A 23,909-nucleotide genomic window follows, 5' to 3' on the forward strand; every position below is an offset into this window, starting at 1 on the left:
AAAGCTACCCAATAACTGTATAAGGAATAATTGAGTAGCTTTTTCTTATATTTATTAGTTATTTACCATCAATATAAGCTCTATCGAAATAAACAAATCCAAGTGCTGAAACTCTTACATCTTTAACATATGATTTAATTCCTTTAACTTGGCTATAATAGTAAATCGGAATTATAGACATATCATCCATTAATATATCTTCTGCCTTATGAAGTATCTCATCTCTCTTTGCAGAATCTGTTTCAGCCTTTGCTTCTGATATTAATGAATCATATTCACTATTACTAAAACCTGAGTTATTTAATGATGAAGTAGATGTAAATAAATCTAAAAATGTCATAGGATCAACATAATCACCTAACCATCCATCTCTAGCAATATTATAATTTTTATCTGTTCTTGTTGTTTGGAATACTTTCCATTCTTGTTGCGCTAAAGAAACATTAATTCCTAAATTTTTCTTCCACATATCTGCAATAGCTTGCATTATATCTCCATGTGCACCTTCTTGATTATAAAGTAAGGTAATCGTAGGAAATCCTTCTCCATCTTTATAACCAGCTTCTTCTAGAAGCTTTTTAGCTTCATCTATATTACCAGATGTTTTAAAGTATTCCTTACTTGCAAAATCATTTCCATCAGCTCCAGGAATTCCTTCTGGCACAAAACTATATGCCGGAATCTCCCCACCTTTAGTAATATTTTTAACGATAGAATCTCTATCAATAGCTAAACTTAATGCTTTTCTTACCTTTTCATTTTGAAGTGCTTTATTAACATCATCACTTTCATTTTCACCAGTTACATTAATAGATAAATAATAGGTTCCAAGATTAGGAAACTTCGTATAACTTCCATCTGCTAATCCAGTTTCTATCTCTGAAATTGGAACTACGTCTATCATATCAAAATCTCCAGATTTATAACTTGCTGATGCTGATGTTTCATCTGTTACCATCTTCATTATTAATTTATCTAGCTTAACTTTATCCTTATCATAATAATCTTGATTTTTTTCGAACACTAAAGAATCTTTTAATTTCCAATCTGTTAATTCAAAAGGTCCATTTGATACATATGTATCAACTTTTGTGGCCCAATCTGGATCAGCTTCAACGACCTTCTTGTTTACAGGAAAATAGCACGGAAATGCTGTTAATTCTAAGAAATAGGTAGTTGGTGATTCTAATTGAACTTCTAGAGTATAATCATCAATAGCTTTAACTCCAACATCATCAACACTACCTGAACCAGTATTATATGCCTCTGCTCCTTTAATATAATACATTTGATATGCATATTCAGCTGCAGTTTCAGGATTTAATACCCTCTTCCATGCATATTCATAATCTTCGGCAGTTACAGAATCTCCATTTGACCATTTAGCATCTTCTCTTAGCTTAAAAGTATAAGTCAATTGGTCATCAGAGATTGTCCATGATTCAGCTCCACCTTCAATAGCTTTATCATTTTCATCAGTTCTACATAATCCTTCAAAAGCATTTGAAAGCACTATTCCTCCATCAACAGAAGAATTTAAAGCTGGATCTAATGTTTTTGAATCTGCTCCTAAATTGTAAGTAAGTACTTGCTCATCCTCCCCAGATTCCTTTTTGCTATCACCACAACCAACAAAAATCATTGCACTTAACGTTGCTACAATAACTAAAGAAATAATCTTTTTTAATCTTTTTCTTTTCATAATTTTCCCCCTTTTCATTATAAAAATATATATAATCAACCTTTATAGATTTGATAATAACTTTACACCAATATGAATTCCTATCTTAGCTGAGACTGGATAAGAAAAAAAGGAGCCTATAACCTACTAAAAACTTAGTAAGTTATAGACTCCATTGTCTCTATAATTTAGAATAATTTTTATAATTTAAGAATTTTTCCTTCACCTTCTAATTTATGTGAATATATTACTTCAAATTTTGCTTTAATTCAATTCTCAAAATATAGTCTTTTTTATAATTTGATGTATTTTTATAGGTTTACACTTTAATTTTCTACGTTTTTCTTCAATTTATAAATAGTTAATAATAATTATGATAGTATTGTATATTTAATACAATAAAAATATAAAGGAGCCATAACAAAAGATTTTAGATAACTCTTCTGTAACAGCTCCTTTAACTGTGCATTTAATTATGCAACAGCCTACGTTCTTATTTTATGTCTTGAGTAATTTGTACATGAAATTAAAAATTATATTTTATTTACCATCAATATAAGCTTTATCAAAATAGATAAATCCTAATGGTGAAACTCTAACATCTTTAACATATGGTTGAATTCCTTTAGTTTGAGTGTAGTAGTAAATTGGAATTGCTGGCATTTCATCCATTAAAATATCTTCTGCTTGATGCATTAATTCATCTCTCTTAGTTGCATCAGTTTCTTTAATAGCAGATTCAATTAAGTTATCATATTCTTCACTAGCAAATCCTGAATAGTTTAATGAAGATGTTGAAGTCCACATATCTAAGAATGTCATTGGATCTACATAATCTCCAACCCATCCATGTCTAGCAATTTGGTAATTCTTATCTTCTCTTGTTTGTTGGAATACTTTCCATTCTTGTTGTGATAATGATACGTTAATTCCTAAGTTTTTCTTCCACATATCTGCGATAGCTTGCATTACATCTCCATGTGCACCTTCTTGATTATAAAGTAAAGTGATTGTAGGGAATCCTTCTCCATCTTTATAACCAGCTTCTTCTAAAAGCTTTTTAGCTGCATCTACATCACCTGATGATTTAAAGTATTCTTTTGATGCAAAATCTTTATCATCTGCTCCTGGAATTCCTTCTGGAACATAGCTGTATGCTGGAATTTGTCCACCTTTAGTAACATTTTTAACGATAGAATCTCTATCTATAGCTAAATTTAATGCTTGTCTTACTTTCTTATCTGAAAGTGCTTTCTTCACATCATCACTAGCATTTTCACCAGTTGTATTTACTACTAAGAAATATGTTCCTAAGTTAGGATATGTAACAAAAGTACCATCTTTTAATCCTGCTTCTATTTCAGAAGTTGGAACCACATCTATCATATCGAAATCTCCAGCTTTGAATGTTGCAAAAGCTGATGTTTCATCTGTAACCATCTTCATTACTAACTTATCTAATTTAACTTCGTCTTTATTATAATAATTATCATTTCTAACAAATACTAAGGAATCTTTTAAATTCCATTCAGTCATCTTGAAAGGACCATTTGATACATATGTATCTACTTTAGTTGCCCATTCTGAATCTGCTTCGACAACTTTCTTATTTACTGGGAAATAACATGGGAATGCTGTTAGTTCTAAGAAATAACTAGTTGGAGCATGTAATTTAACTTCTAAAGTATAATCATCAAGCGCTTTAACTCCTACTGCATCTTCTGAACCTGATCCAGTGTTGTAAGCTTCTGCACCTTCTATATAATACATTTGATATGCATATTCTGCACCTGTAGCTGGATTTAATACTCTTTTCCAAGCATATTCATAGTCATGAGCTGTTACTGCATCACCATTTGACCATTTAGCATCTTCTCTTAATTTAAAAGTATAAGTCAATTGATCATCAGAGATTGTCCATGATTCAGCTCCACCTGCAATAGCTTTATCATTTTCATCAGTTCTACATAATCCTTCAAAAGCATTTGATAGAACTATACCACCATCAACGGCAGCATTTAAAGCTGGGTCTAAAGTTTTTGAATCAGCTCCCAAATTGTAAGTTAATACTTGTTCATCAGTTTCTGACTTTTTGCTATCATCGCCACATCCAACTAAAACTGTAGCACTAATAGTGGCTGCAACTACTAAAGCAAAAATTCTCTTCAGTTTGTTTTGTTTCATATTTTATCCCCCTATTTATTTTTTATATCTAATTCACCAAGTGAATCGGATTACTAATACCAATAAGCTCCCCATAAGCTTAACTAAAAAAATTATACTTGTATTAGTTTTTGCAATTTAACACATTAAATTGCAAATTTATACTTTATATGAATATATTAATGCAAATTACTATCTTTTGCAAGACGCATTTGGAAAATTCGTCATTATTTTTGCATTAATTTATCATTTTTCTATTTATATCGACTTAAAGTTAAGGATATCGCAATTAATACGATACCCTCAATAGATTATTTGCCATCTATATATGCTTTATCAAAATAAACAAAACCAAGTTGTGATACTTGAACATCCTTAACATAAGGCTTAATTCCTTTTACCTTAGTATAATAATAAAGTGGAATTGCTGGCATCTCATCCATTAAAATATCTTCTGCCTTGTGTAAAAGTTCTTCTCTCTTTGTAGCATCCATTTCTGATATTGCTTCACTGATTAGCTCATCATACTCCGCATTAGAGAATCCAGCATCATTCAATGCTGAAGATGAAGTCCACATTTCTAAGAATGTCATTGGATCTACATAGTCTCCAGACCATCCATGTCTTGCAATTTGATATTTCTTTTGAGTTCTCGTAGTTTGGAATACTTTCCATTCTTGTTGTGATAAAGAAACATTAATTCCTAAATTCTTCTTCCACATATCTGCGATGGCTTGCATTACACTTCCATGATCCCCTTCTTGATTATAAAGTAAAGTAATTGTTGGGAATCCTTGACCGTTTTCATATCCTGCTTCAGCTAAAAGAGCTTGTGCTTCTTTCACATCACCAGATGGATTAAAGTATTCTTTTGATGCAAAATCTTCACCATCATTAGATGGAATTCCTTCTGGTACATAGCTATGAGCCGGAATTTGGCCACCTTTAGTTATGTTCTTAACAATAGATTCTCTATCTATAGCTAAATTTAACGCTTTTCTAACTTTACTATCTGACAGTACTTTCTTTACATCATCACTAGCATTATCACCATTTACATTAACTACTAAAAAGTAAGTTCCTAAATTAGGATACTTAACAAAAGTTCCATCTGCTAAACCTGCTTCAATTTGAGATGATGGTACTGATTCTATCATGTCAAAATCCCCAGATTGGAATGATGCATATGCTGATGTTTCATCAAGAACCATTTTCATAACTAACTTATCTAACTTAACTTCTTCTTTGTTATAATAATTATCATTTTTAACAAACACTAAAGAATCTTTCATATTCCATTCACTCATCTTGAATGGACCATTAGATACATATGTATCAACTTTAGTTGCCCATTCTGAATCTGCTTCAACAACTTTCTTGTTTACTGGGAAATAGCATGGGAATGCTGTTAATTCTAAGAAATAACTAGTTGGTGAATGTAATTTTACTTCTAAAGTATAATCATCAATAGCTTTTACTCCTACAGCATCAACTGATCCTTCACCAGTGTTGTATGCTTCTGCACCTTCTATATAATACATTTGATATGCATATTCTGCACCTGTTTCTGGATTTAATACTCTTTTCCAAGCATATTCATAATCATGAGCTGTTACTGCATCACCATTTGACCATTTAGCATCTTCTCTTAGATTAAAAGTATATGTTAATCCGTCATCTGATATAGTCCATGATTTAGCTCCACCTTCAATGGCTTTATCCTTTTCATCAGTTCTACATAATCCTTCAAAAGCATTAACTATTACAATACCGCCATCTACAGCTGTATTTAATGCTGGATCTAAAGTCTTTGAATCTGCTCCTAAATTATAAGTTAATACTTGTTCATTACTCCCTGACTTGCTATCATCGCCACAACCTACTAATAATGTAGCACTAATAGTAGCTGCAACAACTAAAGCAAGCGCTTTCTTTAGTTTACTCATCTTCATTTTCCCTTCTCCTCTTATGTAAAATTTCAGTGCACAGTGAATGTGCGAGATGTCGCATTAATAAATAAAAATTTATTAGCGATAACTTTATTTATTATGGCACAGGTTAGAAGGCACAAGTAAGGTTAATTTTCCCCTGTGGGGAAAATATCATAGTCCTGCGGACAGCAAGGTGTTCGCATCTTTACTATAAATCTAACGATTCACCAAGCTATATGAAGTTAAACCCTTCACTAACCTCCTATAATAACTTTTATATCAACTGTGATATAAGCAAGAGACATAGCCTAACTTATATTATTCAACTAAGCACTTAAAATTTCAGAAATTCCCCAGGAATTTCATCCATACCTGTGCCTTGTGCCATGATATATGTGCACTGATTTTAGTATAGATGACAGGCAACAAAGTGTCCTGGTTCTACTTCTTTTAATTCTGGATCTACTTTTCCGCATTCTGGTTTTGCAAATTTACATCTACCTTTAAATCTACATCCTGGTGGTGGATCTATTGGTGATGGTATATCTCCTTCTAAGACAATTCTCTTGTTAGCCTTAGCTTGCTCAGGATCTGGTACCGGAACTGCTGATAAAAGAGCCTTAGTATATGGATGTAGTGGTTTCGAATACACTTCTTCACTAGTTCCTTTTTCAACTAATCTTCCTAAATACATTACTCCAATATGAGTAGAAATATGTTTTACCATTGATAAATCGTGAGCTATAAATAGATATGTCAATCCTAATTCCTCTTGTAGTTCTTCTAACATATTTATAACTTGCGCTTGTATTGACACATCTAATGCTGATATTGGTTCATCACAAACTATAAAGTCTGGTTCTACTGCTAGAGCTCTTGCAATACCTATTCTTTGTCTTTGTCCACCTGAAAATTCATGGGCATATCTATTGATATGATCTCCTACAAGACCAACTCTTTCTAAAAGTTCTCTTATTCTTTTTGTTCTCTCTTCACCTTTATAAAGTCCATGAATATCAATAGCTTCTCCAATAATATCTCCTACTGTCATTCTCGGATCAAGAGATGCATATGGATCTTGGAATATCATTTGCATTTTTCTTCTAAGTGGTACCATTTGTTTTTCACTTAAATTTGTTATATCTTGTCCATTAAAAATTATCTTTCCTGATGTTGGGTTATATAATTTCAATATTGTTCTTCCCGTTGTAGTTTTTCCACAACCTGATTCTCCAACTAATCCTAAAGTTTCTCCTCTTTTAAGAGTAAATGAAACTTTATCTACTGCTTTTACATAACTTTTCTTTTCAAATATCCCCTTCTTTACAGGAAAGTATTTGCATAAGTCTTGTATCTCTAATACTATATCGTTCTTATTTTCTTTATCCATCTTCGCCATTATTTTTCACTCCTTATATCGGTAGCTTTTTCTCTACTGAAGTCATATCTCTTTATAGGACTTTCTACCTTTGGTGCATTTTCATGACATAACCAACAAGCTGACTTATGACCTTCACCTACATTGAATTCAGGTGGTTGTTTTTCTAAACATACCTTCATAGCATAATCACATCTTGCAGCGAAAGCACATCCTGTTGGTGGCTTAAGTAAATCTGGCGGTTGACCTTCAATAGGTCTTAATTTTTCTCTTACTTCACTCTTTGGATTTGGAATACTATTTAAAAGTCCCCAAGTGTATGGGTGTTTTGCTCTATAAAATATATCTTCTGTTGTTCCTGTTTCTACTATTTTTCCACCATACATAACATTTATTCTAGAGCAAACATCTGCCACAACTCCAAGATCATGAGTAATTAGAATTATAGCTGTCCCTAATTTTTCTCTTAAATCCTTCATTAAATCAAGGATTTGAGCTTGTATTGTAACATCTAGAGCAGTTGTAGGCTCATCAGCTATTATCATAGTTGGCTGACAAATAAGACTCATAGCAATCATAGCTCTTTGTCTCATACCACCTGAAAATTCATGTGGATATTGTTTCATTCTGCTCTCTGGACTAGGAATTCCAACCATTTCTAGCATTTTAATAGCAGCTTCTTTAGCTTCCTTTTTAGACATATCCTTATGTGTCATTAAAGGTTCTATAAGCTGATTTCCTATTGTATATAAAGGATTTAATGAAGTCATCGGATCTTGAAATATCATTCCAATTTCATTTCCTCTAACTTTTTGCATTTCTTTTTCCGGTATCTTAGTTAAATTCTTGCCATTGAAAAGTATTTCTCCCCCTTCAACTTTTCCATTGTCGGCAAGTAATCTCATCAGTGTCATCATAGTTACACTTTTACCACAGCCAGATTCTCCAACTATTCCAAGTGCTTCCCCTTTATCTAAGTGAAAAGATACTCCCCTTACAGATTGTACATCTCCAAACTTTGTGCTAAAGGAGGTTTTTAAATCTTTAACTTCTAATAATCTTTCCATTATTATTTCCTCCTACTTCTTATTTTTAGGATCTAGTGCTTCACTTAATCCATCACCAAATAAGTTAAATGCTAAAATTATTAAACAAATCATAATTGATGGGAATAATAATTGATATGGATAAGTGTAAATTGTTTTTTGTGCTTCATTAGCTAATGTTCCTAATGATGCTAATGGTGGTACAAGACCTATACCTATAAATCCTAAAAATGCTTCAGTAAATATAGCTTCTGGTATAAGTAACGTCATAGTTACTATAATTGAACCAATACAGTTTGGTATTAAATGTCTCAAAAGAATTCTAGCCTTTGATGCTCCAAGAGCTCTAGCTGCCAGTACAAATTCTTGTTGTTTCAATTGAAGGACTTCCCCTCTTACAATTCTAGCCATTCCTATCCAATAAGATATTGAAAGTGCTAAAATTATTGTTCCAAGTCCACTATTCCCTGAATTTGGATCATATAATATCGCCATAAGAATTATTACATATATAGTAAGTGGAATTGAATATAAAATATCTACTATTCTCATCATGATACTATCTACTTTTCCACCTATAAACCCTGCTATTCCTCCATATAGTACACCAATAAATAAATTTATTATTGCTGCTGCTATACCTATAATTAATGAATATTTTGCTCCAAATAATACTCTTACAAAAATATCTCTTCCTAATTGATCTGTACCAAACCAATGTGTTTTTGATGGTGTTTGGTTTGCTATTGCTAGATCTGTACCATCATAAGTAAATGGTAAAAAATACGGTAGAATAAATGCTGCTAACATAATAACAATTATTATTATTAATGATACTAATGCCATTCTATTACTTATTAATCTACTCCATGCATCTTTCCAATATCCCACACTAGGTCTTACTACAGAATCAACTTTCTTTTCTTCTGCTGTGAGCGGAGTAAATAATTCTTTATCAATTTTAATATTTTCTTCCATTATTTTTCTCCTAACTATCCTTCAGTATTTTCTAATTTGATTCTTGGATCAATTACCACATAAAGAACATCTACTATAAAGTTAAATACTATAATTAGTGTACAGAAGAATACTGTAACCCCTAATAACATTGAGTAATCTCTATTTGTAACTGATTGAACAAATTCATTTCCAAGCCCTGGAATAGCAAATATCTTTTCTACTACGAAACTTCCTGTAAGAATACTTGCTACTAATGGTCCTAAATAAGTAATTATTGGTATTAATGAATTTCTTAATGCATGTTTAAAAATAATTTTCCCTTGTCCAAGACCTTTTGCTTTTGCTGTTCTTATATAATCAGATTTCATAACATCTAATAATCTACTTCTTGTAAGTCTTGTTATAAATGCCATTGAGCTTCCTGCAAGTGCAATAACTGGCATTATATAATGTTTCCAAGAACTAAATCCTGTTGGAGGTAGCAACTTTAATTGAACCCCAAATATATATATCATACCTGTACCTATTACGAAACTTGGTATTGTTATACCTAAAGTTGCAATAACCATACATAATGAATCAGGCCATTTCCCTTTATTAAGTGCCGCTATAATTCCAAGACATATTCCCATCGTTACTGAAAATACAACTGCAACTAATCCTACTTTTGCTGAATTTGGGAAAGAATTAGTAATTGTGTCGGTAACTTTTCTTCCTTTAAATGTCATTGATTCTCCAAGGTCACCTTTTGCCAAGTCTTTCATATACATCAGATATTGTTCACCAAGTGGCTTGTCCAATCCATACTTAGCTTCTAAGTTTGCTTTTATCTCTGGTGTCATCTTTTCACCATCAAATGGTCCACCAGGCATTAGTCTCATCAAGAAAAATGTTAGAGTAATTACTACAAATATAGTGAAAATACTACTAAAAAATCTTTTTAAAATATATTTTGCCATATCCTTTCCCCCACGTTCTATTTGTTTTACGTAAAAAAACAAGTGTTTTTATCTTTTTTTGGTATATGAATTATTATATTAAATTTTAGCAATTTGTCAACTAATAATCTCAATATTGCATGTTTATATTTAAAAAATATATAATTATGAAGGATTTTTATTAATAAAATATTAATTGCTATAATATATCTATTTTTATAATATTATTGACATTAACCAGTAATAATATATTTCATCTGTTAATTATTACTTTTTAATTATTACTTTTTAATTATCTCTTTATTAAAAAGTCCTACAATTCTTTTTAATAACGTTATATAATATAATAGTTGAATTAAGTATTTTATCTCAAAGGAGAATGATATATGAAATTATTTAAAGGTAGTGGAGTTGCACTAGTAACCCCTTTTAATGATAATGGTGTTGATTTTGAAAAATTAGAAGAATTAATCGAATATCATATAAAAAATGATACTGATGCCATAATAATATGTGGAACAACTGGTGAAGCAACTACCATGACAGAAGAAGAAAAAAAATCTACTATTAAATTTACAGTAGAAAAAGTTAATGGTAGAATTCCTGTAATTGCTGGTAGCGGTAGTAATAATACATCAGCAGCGATATCTATGAGTGTTTGGTGTGAAGAAATAGGGGTAGATGGAGTACTTGTAATAACTCCTTACTATAATAAATCCTCTGATAAAGGTGTTATAGAACATTTTAAAGCTATAAGTTCTAATATTAATATTCCAATAATACTATATAACGTTCCTAGTAGAACTGGTCTAAATCTTAAACCTTCTATAGTAAAAGAATTATCAAAGCTTCCTAATATAGTAGGTGTTAAAGAAGCATCTGGGGATTTATCTCAAGTACTTGAAATCAGAGCTTTATGTGGAGAAGATTTCTTAATATATAGTGGAAATGATGATCAAATAATTCCTATACTTTCTTTAGGTGGTGCTGGTGTTATATCTGTTCTTGCTAATATAGTACCAAAAGAAGTTCATAATATGTGTGCTCTTTATATGGAAGGCAAAACTAAAGAAGCATTACAAATTCAAATAGATACTTTAGATTTATGTAAAAATTTATTTATTGAAACGAATCCAATTCCAGTGAAAACTGCATTAAATTTAATGAATTTCAACGTAGGTCCATTAAGACTTCCTCTTGTTGATATGGAAGAAAGTAATTTAAGATCACTTGAAGCTTCATTAAAATCTTATGGATTAATTTAAGGGGGTATATATATGATAAAATTATTAATAATTGGTGCTAGCGGCAAAATGGGTAAAGCTGTTTATGCAGAATCAAAAAAATATGACAACATCGAAGTTGTAGGTGGTGTAGATAAATATAAGGACCCTGAAATCACATATCCACTTTTCGATTCTTTAAAAGATGTTAATGTTGATGTTGATGTAATAGTAGACTATTCTAGACCTGAAACTTTAAGTGACTTATTAGATTTTTCTACTAGCAAAAAAGTTCCTGCAATAATTTGTACTACTGGTTTTTCTGATGATCAAGTAGCACAAATTAAAGAAGCTTCAAAAACTGTAGCATTATTTAGATCTGGTAACATGTCTATAGGTATAAATGTTTTAAACAACATATTAAAACAAATTTCAAATACATTATTTGAAAATTATGATATAGAAATAATAGAAAAGCACCACAATCAAAAGGTTGATGCTCCAAGTGGTACTGCTCTTCTTCTTGGTGATACAATAAGAGAAGCAATAAAAGGTGAAACTGAATATGTATTCGGAAGAAGTGGTAACGACTGTAAGAGACAAAAGAAAGAAATCGGTGTTCACGCTATAAGAGGCGGATCTATCGTTGGTGAACATGAAGTTATCTTTGCCGGTGCTAGTGAAACAATTGAACTTAAACATACAGCTACTTCAAGAGAAGTTTTTGCTGTAGGTACAATGAAAGCTGTTTTATTTATGGCTGGTAAAGAAACTGGACTTTATAATATGGATGATGTTTTAAATAGTTAAATTAAATATAGTTATTAAATTTATAAGAAGCTGTTACACGAAGAAAAGTGTGGCAGCTTTTTTTATCAAGGCACAAGTATGAGGGTACAAGGCACAGGTATGGATGAAATTCCTGCAGAATTTCTTAGAATATAAGTGTTTGAGTTTTGGGGTATAGAGTAGACTGGTTTTCTTAAGTTAGTTACATTTGATATGGAAGTAATTACAGGTGCTAATGAAGGTTTCACCTTCATATAGCTTTATAAATTAATATTTGAGATATACATAGTTATGTTGATATTAGTACCTGTTATAGTTAAGTGGTGGTAATTTAAATTATTTAATTGCATAGGACAAGTATTTTTATATTATGTTATCTAAAAACAACACTAAAATATTTGTACTCTTTTTTGCGACACAATAAAATGAACTGTTGCTAACAAGTTTCTACTTATTAATTCAACAGTCCTTTATTATATGTTAATTATTATAGTTTTTCTACCTCTTCTACAGATAATCCTGTACTCTTTGCAATAACTTCTACATCAACACCTAAACTTCTTAAGTTTTTTGCAGTTCTTACTTGCGCTAATCTTTCGCCCTTCTCGATACCTTGTTCTATACCTTGTTCTATACCTTGTTCTATACCTTTCTCTATTCCCTTTTCTATGCCTATCTTCATTCCCTCTTCAGTAGCTTCTGCAATTCTAGTAGCTTCATCATGAAGAGCCATTTCTCTTGATAAGTATGCTGCTCTTTCCTTTTTGCTCATAGTCATAGTGTTTAATACTTCTAAAGCTCTATCAATATCTTTATTTGCAATAGCCATCTTCTCCATCTCCTCTCTTGAGTCACCTTTTATAAATCTCACCCACTGAGATAATTTGTCATCATCATAATCATTATCTAATTTATTCATTTCAATAAAATGCAATTCCATGACATCCGTTAAAATATATCCCTGATCTTTTTCTATTATCTTATACACACTATGATAGTTTTTACTTTTTGTTGCTTCAAAATCCACGAAGTTAATACATATAGTCTTTTTTAATCCATTATATTTTTCGCCTATATTTAGTTGCTCTGAATACATCTTTGCCCAATAATATAAACTTCTAGCTGGCATATAAATAGTTCTTGAAACTTGCATCTCTATATCTACCTGAATATTATCATCTATAGTAGCTCTAATATCTAAAATACTCTTTTTATCTTCTATATTTCCCTTTGGTATTTCTCCATTAATTACTTCTACAGACTGTATGTTTTTATCTAATATGGATTCTAAAAGTGACTTTAAAATATCCGAATTTCTTTCATCCCCAAAAATCTTCTTAAATACATAATCATTTTTAGGTTTCATATAAAAGTTGTTATTACCCATTTTTCCTCCACATTATAACTTTATCTTTAGTATAATCATTACCAATATTATATATTAGTATACATTTTGATACAACACACCATAAATCTCATCATAAATATAAAACTTTTTTGCAACACTTCATATCATTTAATACACTATATATATGAAACAATTTATTGTAAGGAGGGGCGCAATGAATACTGATCAGTATGATATATTAGTGGCAGCTGCTAAGAAAAAAGATACTACTGCTTTTTCAAAATTATATAAATTAGTTTATATGGATTTATATAAATTTGCTTTTTATACACTAAAGAGTAAAGAGGATGCTGAAGATATAGTTAGCGATACTGTTCTTTCTGCATTTAATAATATAAATAAACTGAGAAAGAATTCTTCATTTAAGTATTGGATTTTTAAAATATTAACAAACAAATGCAAATCAAAGCTTAAAGAATATAGCAAGGAAAAATTATTGCCTTTAGATAATAATATTGAATTTTTACATAAGGATTTATCTGAAAGCAACGATCTAAAAAATGCTTTTTCTACCCTATCTTCTGAGGAACGTCTAATGATTTCACTTTCTATTTTTGCTGGATACACTAGCATAGAAATTTCAAAACTATTAAAAGTTAATGCTAACACTGTAAGATCTAAAATAAGTCGTGGTCTTAAGAAAATGGAACCACTTTTAAAATAATTATGGAGGTAATACTTTATGAATGATAAGGAAATTATAGATAAAATAAAAAAAGAATCTGATAATTTAAAAATTCCTGACACATTATCACCAGATATAATTGAAAAAAAACTTAAATCTAAAAAAAGCTTCAATAAGAATAATTACTTAAAATTCGCTACTATAGCTGCTACATTAGCATTTATTGTTATTTGCAGTTTTATCATAAAAGCTAACAATAATGAAATAAAAACCACTTCTGATATTATTAACTCATCAGAGAATTACAACGAAATTTTTTCCCTTTTTAAAGCTATAGAGAAACGTAACAACTCTAAAATTCCAGGTATAAAAAGCTCCACTGATACTTATGATAGTATAAAAGAATCTGATGATACCTCTATGGGAAGTTGTGATACATCAAAAACTGAAGATTTTTCCACAACCAATACACAAGTTGATGGCGTCGACGAAGGGGATATTATTAAAAATGATGAAAAATACATCTATTCTACTAATGGAAATAAGATAAATATAGTAGAAACAAATAACGGCAACATGAAGTTAATTTCTACAATTAGTACAGATAATAACTATATAGATGAAATATATATTAGTGGAAATATTCTTGTAGTAATAGGTAATAAATCTAATACTTCAAAAAGCACTACCTCTAATAAAAAAGCTATATGTGGTCTTCATTGTAATACCGTTATTTCCACATCTATATATGATATATCTAATAAAAATAAAATTTCTTTAATAAACACTGTAACTTCTACTGGTAATTATAGTAGTTCAAGGTTAGTTGATGACTATTTATATATGTTTTCAAATTTCTATATTAATGATATAGAAGACAAAGATACTACAGAAGATTATATTCCTTACTTAAATAATAAAGCTATGCCTTCTGATTGCATACTAATACCATCATCACCTGACAATGCATCTTATGTTGTAATTACATCTTTAAAAATATCTGATCCAAAAGATTTTACTGATAAAAAAGCAATAGTCGCTTCTGGTAATGACTTTTATGTTAGTGAAAAAAATATTTATATTTATTCTAGCCTATGGAACAGAAAAGAAAATTTTTCAACGGAAACAGAGATTATTAAATTTAGTTATGATAATGGTATTATAACTGCTAAAGCTTCTAATATCATAAAGGGAATATTAAATAATTCCTTCTCTATGGATGAATATAATGATAATTTAAGATTAGTATCTACAATTGAATCTTTCGCTACTTCATCTTCAAATTTTTCTAGGAAAAATTCATTATATATATTAGATGAAAATTTAGAACTTATAGGTTCTATAGAGGACTTAGCCCCTAATGAACGTATTTATTCTGCAAGATTTTTAGGGGATACAGGATATTTTGTTACCTTTAGAGAAACGGACCCTCTATTTTCTGTAGATTTGTCTAATCCAAAAGAACCTAAAATTTTAGGTGAACTAAAAATACCAGGATTCTCATCATATCTTCATCCTTACGATAATAACTTACTATTAGGTATTGGTATGGAAATTGACGAGAATACTAATGAAGAGATAGGCATAAAATTATCAATGTTTGATATATCAGATCCTAGCAATGTTAAAGAAGTAAATAAATTAGTATTAGATAAATTTTGCTACTCTGATGCCCTTTATAATCATAAGACTGTTTTCATAGATACAACTAAAAATATATTTGGCTTTGAGGCTACTGGATATTCTAATTATAACAATTCATTTCATAAATATTTAACTTACTCCTATGATAAAGAAAAAGGATTTATTAGTAAAATAAGTACAGATTTGAATCTAGAGTCTAATAATGATACTAGAGGATTATATATAGGAAATACATTATATATTGTTTCATTAGGCGAAGGAATTCAAAGTTTTAATTTAGATACCTCTGATAAAATTAGTGAAATTAAATTATCTAATAACTAAAAAAGTCCACGACTTCATGTTGAAGTTGTGGACTTTTTTTGTGGCGTACATTATTTATATAATTCTATCTATGATTTTTATTATCATTTCCACTCTTTTAAATGGTGTTATAAAATAAAATCCATCTACAATATCTTTCATCTTATTGCCTAACTCTACCGCAATCTCTATTCCTACTTTTTCCGCTTCCTCTTTGTCCATATCTAGTGTAAATCTATTTAGATATTTCTCAGGTATATGCACTCCTGGCAATTCATTATTTAAGAATTGAGCATTTTTATAACTTACTATTGGTAAGATGCCTCCTAATATTTTTACGTTATTTTCCTCTTTCACCTTCTTAAGATATTCAAAAGTTTCATCATCATAAATAGGTTGTGTTAAAAAAAAGTTTGCTCCTCTTTCTATCTTTTTCTTCATTCTTGAAACTTCAATATCTTTGTTTCTAACATTTAAATTTAATGCACCACCAATAGCTATATTATCATCAGTGAAAACTTCTTCATTCATCTCAGAAATTAAATTAATAAGTTTAAATGAATTAAGATTAAATACACTCTTTGTTTCTAACTTATTAATATCAGACATTGGATCTCCTGTAAGTGCTAATACATTTCTTATATCCTCAATATGAGCTCCCATAAGACCAGATCTTATTGCATTAGTATTTTTATCTCTACAACATATATGAGGCATTGCATCTATACCAATTTCTCTTTTTATCTTTGTAGCTAGGATAATTGAATCAACTCTTACTTTAGACATTGGCGAGTCTGGTATTGTAACTAAATCAATATTATTATCTTTGCATACCTTGGCACAATGCATCATCTTATCTATAGACGTATCAAAAGGAGGTGCCAATTCAACAGCTAAAACAAATTTATTTTCTTTTAACTTTCCTAAAAATTTATTTTCTTTCTTTAAAGTGATATTGTTATTACCTTCTTCTTGTTTATATCTTTTTATTTCTAATTTATCATTTCTATTTAATGCTTCAACTATTTTCTTAATATGTTCTGGGCTTGTACCACAACACCCACCAAGAATTCTAAATCCTAATCTCTTAAAATCCATCATCTTATATCCGAAATACTCTGGATTATTAGGATATATAGTTCTTTCATTTATAACTTCAGGATATCCAGTATTCGGTAATACTGCTACTATATCATCTTTTATATCTATCTCTTTTAACAATTTATATAAATGTGTTGGACCAGATCCACAATTGAATCCATATATATCTACAGATTTATATGTTTTTATTTCACTTATAATTTTGTTTAAGCTAACTCCATCTCTAGTGAAGCCATCACCCATGATTGCAAAATTAGTTATTATAAAAGCATCTTTATTTTTACCTTTTATATACGTAGATATTTTATCTAAGTAATCTAATTTACTAAATGTTTCAAAAACAAATATATCAGCTCCAACTTCTAGAAAATTATCCACAATATATTTGTATTCGGAAAATATATCCACATCTTTTTCAACATTTGTTCTAATTGGACCTATAGAAGCTGCTACAAATACTTCTTTTCCTTTTGCAGCATCTTTTGCTATTTTATATCCATTAACTATTATCTTTTTCAATTCCTCATCGGTAACATCTAAAGCTTCTCTATTAGCAGCAAAAGTATTTGTTCTTATAAGTTTTGCTCCTGCTTCTATGTATTCCATATGAATTTTCTTTATTTCTTCTGGATTAAGTATATTAGCTAACTCACAACAAGGCACAGCATTTACCTTGTCCCTCATATAATAAGTCCCCATAGCTCCATCAGTTACTAATATTTTATCTTTTAAATAATCTTTTATCATTATAGCCCCCATTTAATAAAATTAATATCTATATAATTTTATCATACTCCTTATTTTGTATATAATAAATTTTTAATTTTGGTTAATATACCATTATTATTATAGTATTATTTATTCTCCACTCTCAAATAATATTATTGTACTAGGGAGGTGTTTAAATTGAATAATAAAAATACTAAATTAAATAATCAAGAATTACGATTGAATGAAATAATTAATTTGGTAGAAAATTATACTCGAACAGCTAAACACCTTGAAACCCATAGTAATATTTCTTCTCCTAATAAAATAGCAGAAGCTAAGGATATTCAAGCAAGAAGAGAAGATGCCATTAATCATCTTAAAAACAAAATTCTATGTAATGAAAATTCTAGCTTTAGTTAATTTCTACCCCACGAATTTCCAAATAGGTGCCTTAGGCACCTCTTTTTTTATTTATCTTTCTAAAAAAAAGTGTTGCAAAATAATTATATATCTTACAACACTTAAAAAAAACCTTACGTATAATGTTATTATATTCTTAATACTACTTTTTTATTCTTATTTATATATTATTTATTTGCCAGTCTATTTCTTTTTTATGTAGTGATTTTAAAATATCATTTGCTTTTGAAAAATGTTTACATCCAAAAAATCCTCTTGAAGCTGATAACGGACTAGGATGTGGTGCTGTTAAAATAAAATGGCTCTTATTTGTTATAAGTTTTAGTTTTTCTTTAGCATTATTTCCCCATAATATAAATATTATAGGATCTTCTCTTTCGTTTAATTTTGAGATAACTTTATCAGTAAATATCTCCCAACCTTTGTTTTTATGAGAATTTGGTTCCCCTTCTCTAACTGTTAATACTGTATTTAAAAGCAAAACTCCTTGTTCTGCCCAAGGTACTAGATATCCATTATTAGGGATGAAACATCCTAAATCATTTTGCAATTCCTTATACATATTTAATAAAGATGGTGGAATCTTAATTCCTTTATTTACAGAAAAAGCTAAGCCATGAGCTTGATTCTCTCCATGATAAGGATCTTGACCTAATATAACTATTTTAACATCTTCATATGATGTTAATTTTAAAGCATTAAATATATCATACATACTAGGATATATCTTTTTATTTTTATATTCATCAATAAGAAATTTTCTAAGATTTATATAATAATCCTTAGAAAATTCCCCTGATAATATATCATCCCATTTATTATTAAATTCAACCATAGCTACACTCCTCATATAATTAACTTCATATATATTATTCTTTCATAACAAGTTAATTTATTCAAGTGCATAGAATTTAATTATCCATTATTCTTTATCTATATCTTTCAATTCGTTAATTGCTCCTACTAATTCTGATATAATTGATTCCCCTTTTTTAGCTTGCTCTATATGTTCATTAGACATAGCAAAAGTTTGTTCTGTGTTTGCCATAGTTTCCTCTGAAACTGTTGATATATTAGCGATTGCTTTACTTATTGCTTCATTAGAATTCATAACTTCATTGACACTATCTTTTACAAAATCATTTTTTTCAATTATAGAATTAACGTTAGCATTTATATCTTCAAAAATTATTTTAGTCTCTTCAACTAATAAATTTTGAACACCATTACTTTCCCTTAGCACTTCTACCATCTTATTAGATTTATTGCTTTTATCTTGTAATCTTTTTATTATCATATTAATATTCTTTGTAGCTTCTTTAGATTGATATGCCAAACTTCCAACTTCTTCAGCAACAACACTGAATCCTTTTCCAAGTTCACCTGCTCTTGCAGCTTCTATTGATGCATTTAATGCTAAAAGGTTAGTTTGATTAGCTATTGCTGTAATAGTTGACGTTATATTAGCTATTTCATTAGATTCCTCTCTAAATTCATTAACTAATTTATATACCTCATTTGTATTTTCTGTAACGACTCTTGATTCATCAAATAGCTTGTTTACTATATCTGATCCCTTATCTACAACATTAGAGGTGGTAATCGATGCATTATTCATATCTTCACAAGCTTTTACCGATTCCTCTATTTCCCTTTGTATCTTAATTATATTTTCAGATTGACTTTCAATATCTTCTGCTAATCCACTGGTCCCCTGTGCTATCTCTTCAATAGCTGTAGATACTAATCTAGAAGACTGTGCTATTTCATTTATAATATTATTAATTTTACTTGAATTTTCTACAACTACATTGCTACTCTCTAAAATCTTATTTGTTGTTTTTTCTTGTTTTTCTTTAGCAGCTAAAATCTCGCTTAAATTATCATCCACTTTTTTTATATATAAACAGTTTAAGGTTACTATAAAATAAACTACAATATAAAAAACAATTGTTGTAGCTACCATTATTATATATGACATAAATTCTGCTAAATTCCCAGTATATATATCATATATTATCTTAATAATTTCTAATATAGCTCCTATTGTCATAAAGGAAAATACTAATTTTCTATCAGCATAACTAACATATGTAATTATTGCACAAAATAAACAAGTAATGACTACAAGTTCATCAGTCCCCATTAAAGCCCCACATACAGGTAAAAATACAGTAGCAAAAGTAGTATATTTTATATAATTACTACTTTTATCTCTAATATAAATTATTGTAGAACAAATATGCATTAATATAATTACTACTATAATTGATATAGAAATACCTTTACCAAGTCTCCCCATCATAAATGACATTGTCATTAATATTGATATTAATACCACCATAATCCAAGTTACTGTTATTGATAATCTATTGGCAAATCTGGTTATTCTATTTTCGTTATTTCCCAATTTATGTCCCCCCTAGATGAATATAGTTATCATTATTATTATCGTATTTAATATAAATTTCTTAATAAAGAAGCTATTATAAAATTCATTTGAATTTATAATAGCTTCTTTATTATTATTTTATCAACTCATTAACGATAGAAACTAACTCTTTTATTAATCTATTTGTCTCATTAGCTTGAGTAATATTTTCATTTGACATCGCTAAAGTTTCTTCTGTATTGGACATAGTTTCTTCAGAAATAGCTGATATATTTGTTATAGATTTTACAATAACATCATTAGATTTTAATATATCTATAATTCTACTTTTTACTTTTTCATTTCCTAATATTATACTTTCTACATCCTTGTCAATCTTATTAAATACTTCTTCTGTTCTATTAACTAATTCATTTTGTACATTATTGCTAATAGTTAACTTACTTACTACATCTGTAGATTTGTTAGCTTTTTGTTGAAGATTATTAATAATGTCACTTATATTTTTTGTTGCTTCACTACATTGTCCAGCTAAAGTTCCAACTTCATTAGCTACTACACTAAAACCTTTCCCCATTTCTCCTGCTCTAGCTGCTTCTATCGATGCATTTAATGCTAAAAGATTAGTTTGTTTTGCTATACCTTGAATCACTGATATAATACTAGCTATTTCTTCACACTCGTCTTGTAATTCACCCATTAACTTAGCTACTTCTTCTGTATTTCTTGTAACAATATTTGATTCTAATGTAAGTTTTTGAACTATATCCGTACCTTCATTTATTACTTCAGAAGCGTTATTTGAAGTTTCATCCATAATATTACATTCTTCAACTGCCCCTTCTATTTTTGATTGTATCTCTTCTACACTTTCAGATTGACTTTGTATATCTTCAGCAGTTGTACTAGCTCCTTGCGCTATTTCTTCTATAGCACAAGTAACCGCCTCTGTAGAACTCTTTATTTCTTCTACTAAATTACTTACTATATTGGAATTTTCACTTACAGATTGAGCTATTCTTATATTTCTTTCAAAATCAGCTTCTTGTTTAGCTTTTGCTTTCATAATTTCATGTAGGTTTTCACCAGATACCCTCATATATTTTTCAATAACTGTAACAACTATATATAGAGTTATAAAAAATGCTGCTGAAGCTGCTAACATAATTATATAAGCTATCAAATTCTCCCTTATATTCACAATACCATCTAATATTATCTTAATAACTTCTATAACTGAAGTTAGAGAGATGAAAAAAATAGTTCTATTCTTTTTTGCATATAAAGCAGATATTGTTAATAACGGAAATGCAAATGTGTACATTATTAGTTCTTTACTAGCAAATATAGTTAGTACCCATGGTATATATAGAGAAAAAAATGAAAGCATTCCTACTTTACTATCTGATTTATCTTTTCTGTAAGTAACAGTAGCTACAATTAGCATTATCTGCAAATATGAAAGTATTCCTACAACAACTATTGGATTGATTCTCCCCATATAAACAGACAATAATAAGCCTAAGTCTGTTATAATTGCTAATATCCATGAAACAATTAAATTCATCTTATTAGCATACATATTAAACTTTTTCTGATTATCCATCTTAATTTTTCTCCTCTTCTTTTGTGCTTATATATTAATTGCTTATTTTTTCTAATTGTTCTATAACCTTCACTAATTCTCCAACTAATTTTCTTGCATGATTAGAATGAATTATATATTCACTAGACATTGCTGCAGTTTCTTCTGAATTAGACATAGTTTCCTCTGATACAGCAGATATACTTGTTATTGATGCAGTGATTATATCACTTGATTTCACAACCTCATCTATACTGTTTTTAACTAAATTATTCTTGTTCATTATTTCACTAATTTCATTATTTATTTTACCAAAAACAGTATCAGTCTCTTCTACTAAACTATTTTGTTTTCCATTACTTATAGTAAGTCTTTCAACTACTTCACTAGATTTATTACACTTGTTTTGAAGCTTTACTACAATACTATCAATATTCTTAGTTGCTTCCTTACATTGATCTGCAAGTAAACCTACCTCATTTGCAACGACACTAAATCCTTTTCCTGCTTCTCCAGCTCTAGCTGCTTCTATAGATGCATTTAATGCTAAAAGATTAGTTTGACCTGCTATTCCAGATATAACACCAGTAATATCTGCTATTTCTTTTGATTCTTCTAAAAGTTCCTTCATAATACCATATACTTCTTTTGTATTATCAGTAACTATATTAGATTCTTCAATAAGCTCTTTTAAAATATCTTCTCCTTGCTTTATTACTGTGTAAGCATTTTCTGAAGATTTTTCCATCAAATCACATGCCTTTGATGATTCTTCTATATCTGAATTTATTTTATCTAAATGACTAGATTGCATTTGTATATCTTCCGCTGTAGTAGTAGCCCCTTTTGATATTTCTTCTATTGCAAAAGCTACTGATTCAGATGAAGTAGATATCTCTTCAACAATTCTATCTATCTCATTAGAATTTTCTGATACAACTTTTATAGTCTTCTTTATTTCTGCTGCAATTTCATCTTGTTTTTGTTTCGCTTCTTCAACTCTTCTTAAATTCTCTATAGAATTACTAATATTACTGTCAATTACATTAGTTACGATATACATAATAATATAAAATGATACTGAAGCTATAATCATAGTAGTATATAATGAAAAATTGAAATTATCTAATCTATTATAATCATATATACTTTTTGCAACTTCTAAAACTAATGCCATCACCCCAAGGATAACTACTAGTCTCCTATCTGAATAAGTACAGTATATTGCGGATATCACTAATACGAAAACATATATTTCTATATTTTCTGTTCTATAAAATATTATTCCCCAAGCTAAATATGATGATAAAAAAGTTAATATACCTGAAAAATAATTTTTATTATTCTTCTTATAAGCTATTGTGGCCAATATTATAGGAATTTGTATTAAGATAATATAAATGGCATTTACCCACCAGCGTGATCCTTCTTCAAAAGAATTGCTAATCAAAGATATATCCATAAATATACATATAATCCAACTGATAAATATAGATTTTCTATTTGCAAAATTTATTATAGATGCAGTACTATCATTCATGAAAATCTCCCCTTTTTATTTTTCTATTTTTTTATATCGGAGTTTTTTCATTAAAATTTATAATTTTATCA

The 23,909-nt window shown here is 29.2% G+C and carries 18 protein-coding genes; 5 read left to right on the plus strand and 13 right to left on the minus strand.

Annotated elements, in window-relative coordinates; translation table 11 throughout:
- Positions 1-58: 58 nt before the first annotated feature.
- The 7 genes from CM240_RS10475 to CM240_RS10505 form a co-directional block, all read right to left on the minus strand.
- Positions 59-1,702 (minus strand): peptide ABC transporter substrate-binding protein, encoded by a 1,644-nt coding sequence (locus tag CM240_RS10475; protein WP_044038998.1) that lies wholly within the window; start codon positions 1,700-1,702, stop codon positions 59-61.
- Positions 1,703-2,221: 519 nt separating this feature from the next.
- On the minus strand, positions 2,222-3,865 hold the full coding sequence (locus CM240_RS10480) for a peptide ABC transporter substrate-binding protein (protein WP_044038999.1): 1,644 nt from the start codon (positions 3,863-3,865) through the stop codon (positions 2,222-2,224).
- 290 nt (positions 3,866-4,155) lie between these two features.
- Complete coding sequence (locus CM240_RS10485; protein WP_044039000.1) at positions 4,156-5,796, minus strand: peptide ABC transporter substrate-binding protein; 1,641 nt, start codon at positions 5,794-5,796, stop codon at positions 4,156-4,158.
- 385 nt (positions 5,797-6,181) lie between these two features.
- Positions 6,182-7,165, minus strand: a complete 984-nt coding sequence (locus tag CM240_RS10490) for an ABC transporter ATP-binding protein (RefSeq protein ID WP_044039904.1) — start codon at positions 7,163-7,165, stop codon at positions 6,182-6,184.
- An 8-nt stretch (positions 7,166-7,173) separates the two neighbouring features.
- Complete coding sequence (locus CM240_RS10495) at positions 7,174-8,220, minus strand: ABC transporter ATP-binding protein (protein WP_044039001.1); 1,047 nt, start codon at positions 8,218-8,220, stop codon at positions 7,174-7,176.
- A 12-nt stretch (positions 8,221-8,232) separates the two neighbouring features.
- Positions 8,233-9,177: an ABC transporter permease gene (locus CM240_RS10500; protein WP_044039002.1), complete on the minus strand. Its 945-nt coding sequence runs from the start codon at positions 9,175-9,177 to the stop codon at positions 8,233-8,235.
- Positions 9,178-9,191: 14 nt separating this feature from the next.
- Positions 9,192-10,118 carry an ABC transporter permease gene (locus tag CM240_RS10505; protein WP_044039003.1) on the minus strand — a complete coding sequence of 309 codons (927 nt, stop codon included), beginning with the start codon at positions 10,116-10,118 and terminating at the stop codon, positions 9,192-9,194.
- 365 nt (positions 10,119-10,483) lie between these two features.
- Between CM240_RS10505 and dapA the strand changes: the two genes are divergently transcribed.
- A complete protein-coding gene (gene dapA / locus CM240_RS10510) occupies positions 10,484-11,362 on the plus strand; it encodes a 4-hydroxy-tetrahydrodipicolinate synthase (RefSeq protein ID WP_044039004.1) in 879 nt (292 codons plus the stop codon).
- A gap of 12 nt (positions 11,363-11,374) precedes the next feature.
- Positions 11,375-12,130, plus strand: a complete 756-nt coding sequence (gene dapB, locus CM240_RS10515) for a 4-hydroxy-tetrahydrodipicolinate reductase (RefSeq protein WP_044039005.1) — start codon at positions 11,375-11,377, stop codon at positions 12,128-12,130.
- Positions 12,131-12,596: 466 nt separating this feature from the next.
- Here dapB and CM240_RS10520 read toward each other — a convergent pair whose 3' ends face one another.
- Positions 12,597-13,496 (minus strand): Rpn family recombination-promoting nuclease/putative transposase, encoded by a 900-nt coding sequence (locus tag CM240_RS10520; protein ID WP_044039006.1) that lies wholly within the window; start codon positions 13,494-13,496, stop codon positions 12,597-12,599.
- Between the two features lie 175 nt (positions 13,497-13,671).
- Between CM240_RS10520 and CM240_RS10525 the strand changes: the two genes are divergently transcribed.
- Positions 13,672-14,181, plus strand: coding sequence for an RNA polymerase sigma factor (locus CM240_RS10525; protein ID WP_044039007.1), 510 nt, complete (start codon positions 13,672-13,674; stop codon positions 14,179-14,181).
- An 18-nt stretch (positions 14,182-14,199) separates the two neighbouring features.
- A complete protein-coding gene (locus CM240_RS10530; protein ID WP_044039008.1) occupies positions 14,200-16,110 on the plus strand; it encodes a beta-propeller domain-containing protein in 1,911 nt (636 codons plus the stop codon).
- A 54-nt stretch (positions 16,111-16,164) separates the two neighbouring features.
- On the opposite strand, the gene CM240_RS10535 is transcribed toward CM240_RS10530, so the two are convergent.
- The gene (locus tag CM240_RS10535) at positions 16,165-17,937 is read right to left on the minus strand and encodes a bifunctional homocysteine S-methyltransferase/methylenetetrahydrofolate reductase (protein ID WP_044039009.1); all 1,773 of its coding nucleotides are present in this window, start codon (positions 17,935-17,937) and stop codon (positions 16,165-16,167) included.
- 159 nt (positions 17,938-18,096) lie between these two features.
- Here CM240_RS10535 and CM240_RS10540 point away from each other — a divergent pair, with 159 nt between their 5' ends.
- Positions 18,097-18,321 (plus strand): hypothetical protein, encoded by a 225-nt coding sequence (locus tag CM240_RS10540; RefSeq protein ID WP_051483806.1) that lies wholly within the window; start codon positions 18,097-18,099, stop codon positions 18,319-18,321.
- 160 nt (positions 18,322-18,481) lie between these two features.
- Here the strand turns inward: CM240_RS10540 and CM240_RS10545 are convergent, their stop codons facing one another.
- The 4 genes from CM240_RS10545 to CM240_RS10560 form a co-directional block, all read right to left on the minus strand.
- Positions 18,482-19,156, minus strand: a complete 675-nt coding sequence (locus tag CM240_RS10545) for a uracil-DNA glycosylase (protein WP_044039010.1) — start codon at positions 19,154-19,156, stop codon at positions 18,482-18,484.
- A gap of 87 nt (positions 19,157-19,243) precedes the next feature.
- The gene (locus CM240_RS10550; protein ID WP_051483807.1) at positions 19,244-20,731 is read right to left on the minus strand and encodes a methyl-accepting chemotaxis protein; all 1,488 of its coding nucleotides are present in this window, start codon (positions 20,729-20,731) and stop codon (positions 19,244-19,246) included.
- Between the two features lie 115 nt (positions 20,732-20,846).
- A complete protein-coding gene (locus tag CM240_RS10555; protein WP_051483808.1) occupies positions 20,847-22,319 on the minus strand; it encodes a methyl-accepting chemotaxis protein in 1,473 nt (490 codons plus the stop codon).
- 34 nt (positions 22,320-22,353) lie between these two features.
- Entirely contained in the window at positions 22,354-23,838 is a 1,485-nt protein-coding gene (locus CM240_RS10560; RefSeq protein WP_044039011.1) for a methyl-accepting chemotaxis protein, read from the minus strand.
- Positions 23,839-23,909 lie beyond the last annotated feature (71 nt).

Source organism: Clostridium bornimense, assembly GCF_000577895.1.
In the GTDB taxonomy this organism is placed as follows: domain Bacteria; phylum Bacillota; class Clostridia; order Clostridiales; family Clostridiaceae; genus Clostridium_AN; species Clostridium_AN bornimense.

Coding starts and splice junctions, on each gene's coding strand:
- CM240_RS10475 (WP_044038998.1), bottom strand. CDS start 1,702: ATGAAAAGAAAAAGATTAAAAAAGATTATTTCTTTAGTTATTGTAGCA.
- CM240_RS10480 (WP_044038999.1), bottom strand. CDS start 3,865: ATGAAACAAAACAAACTGAAGAGAATTTTTGCTTTAGTAGTTGCAGCC.
- CM240_RS10485 (WP_044039000.1), bottom strand. CDS start 5,796: ATGAAGATGAGTAAACTAAAGAAAGCGCTTGCTTTAGTTGTTGCAGCT.
- CM240_RS10490 (WP_044039904.1), bottom strand. CDS start 7,165: ATGGATAAAGAAAATAAGAACGATATAGTATTAGAGATACAAGACTTA.
- CM240_RS10495 (WP_044039001.1), bottom strand. CDS start 8,220: ATGGAAAGATTATTAGAAGTTAAAGATTTAAAAACCTCCTTTAGCACA.
- CM240_RS10500 (WP_044039002.1), bottom strand. CDS start 9,177: ATGGAAGAAAATATTAAAATTGATAAAGAATTATTTACTCCGCTCACA.
- CM240_RS10505 (WP_044039003.1), bottom strand. CDS start 10,118: ATGGCAAAATATATTTTAAAAAGATTTTTTAGTAGTATTTTCACTATA.
- dapA (WP_044039004.1), top strand. CDS start 10,484: ATGAAATTATTTAAAGGTAGTGGAGTTGCACTAGTAACCCCTTTTAAT.
- dapB (WP_044039005.1), top strand. CDS start 11,375: ATGATAAAATTATTAATAATTGGTGCTAGCGGCAAAATGGGTAAAGCT.
- CM240_RS10520 (WP_044039006.1), bottom strand. CDS start 13,496: ATGGGTAATAACAACTTTTATATGAAACCTAAAAATGATTATGTATTT.
- CM240_RS10525 (WP_044039007.1), top strand. CDS start 13,672: ATGAATACTGATCAGTATGATATATTAGTGGCAGCTGCTAAGAAAAAA.
- CM240_RS10530 (WP_044039008.1), top strand. CDS start 14,200: ATGAATGATAAGGAAATTATAGATAAAATAAAAAAAGAATCTGATAAT.
- CM240_RS10535 (WP_044039009.1), bottom strand. CDS start 17,937: ATGATAAAAGATTATTTAAAAGATAAAATATTAGTAACTGATGGAGCT.
- CM240_RS10545 (WP_044039010.1), bottom strand. CDS start 19,156: ATGGTTGAATTTAATAATAAATGGGATGATATATTATCAGGGGAATTT.
- CM240_RS10555 (WP_051483808.1), bottom strand. CDS start 22,319: ATGGATAATCAGAAAAAGTTTAATATGTATGCTAATAAGATGAATTTA.
- CM240_RS10560 (WP_044039011.1), bottom strand. CDS start 23,838: ATGAATGATAGTACTGCATCTATAATAAATTTTGCAAATAGAAAATCT.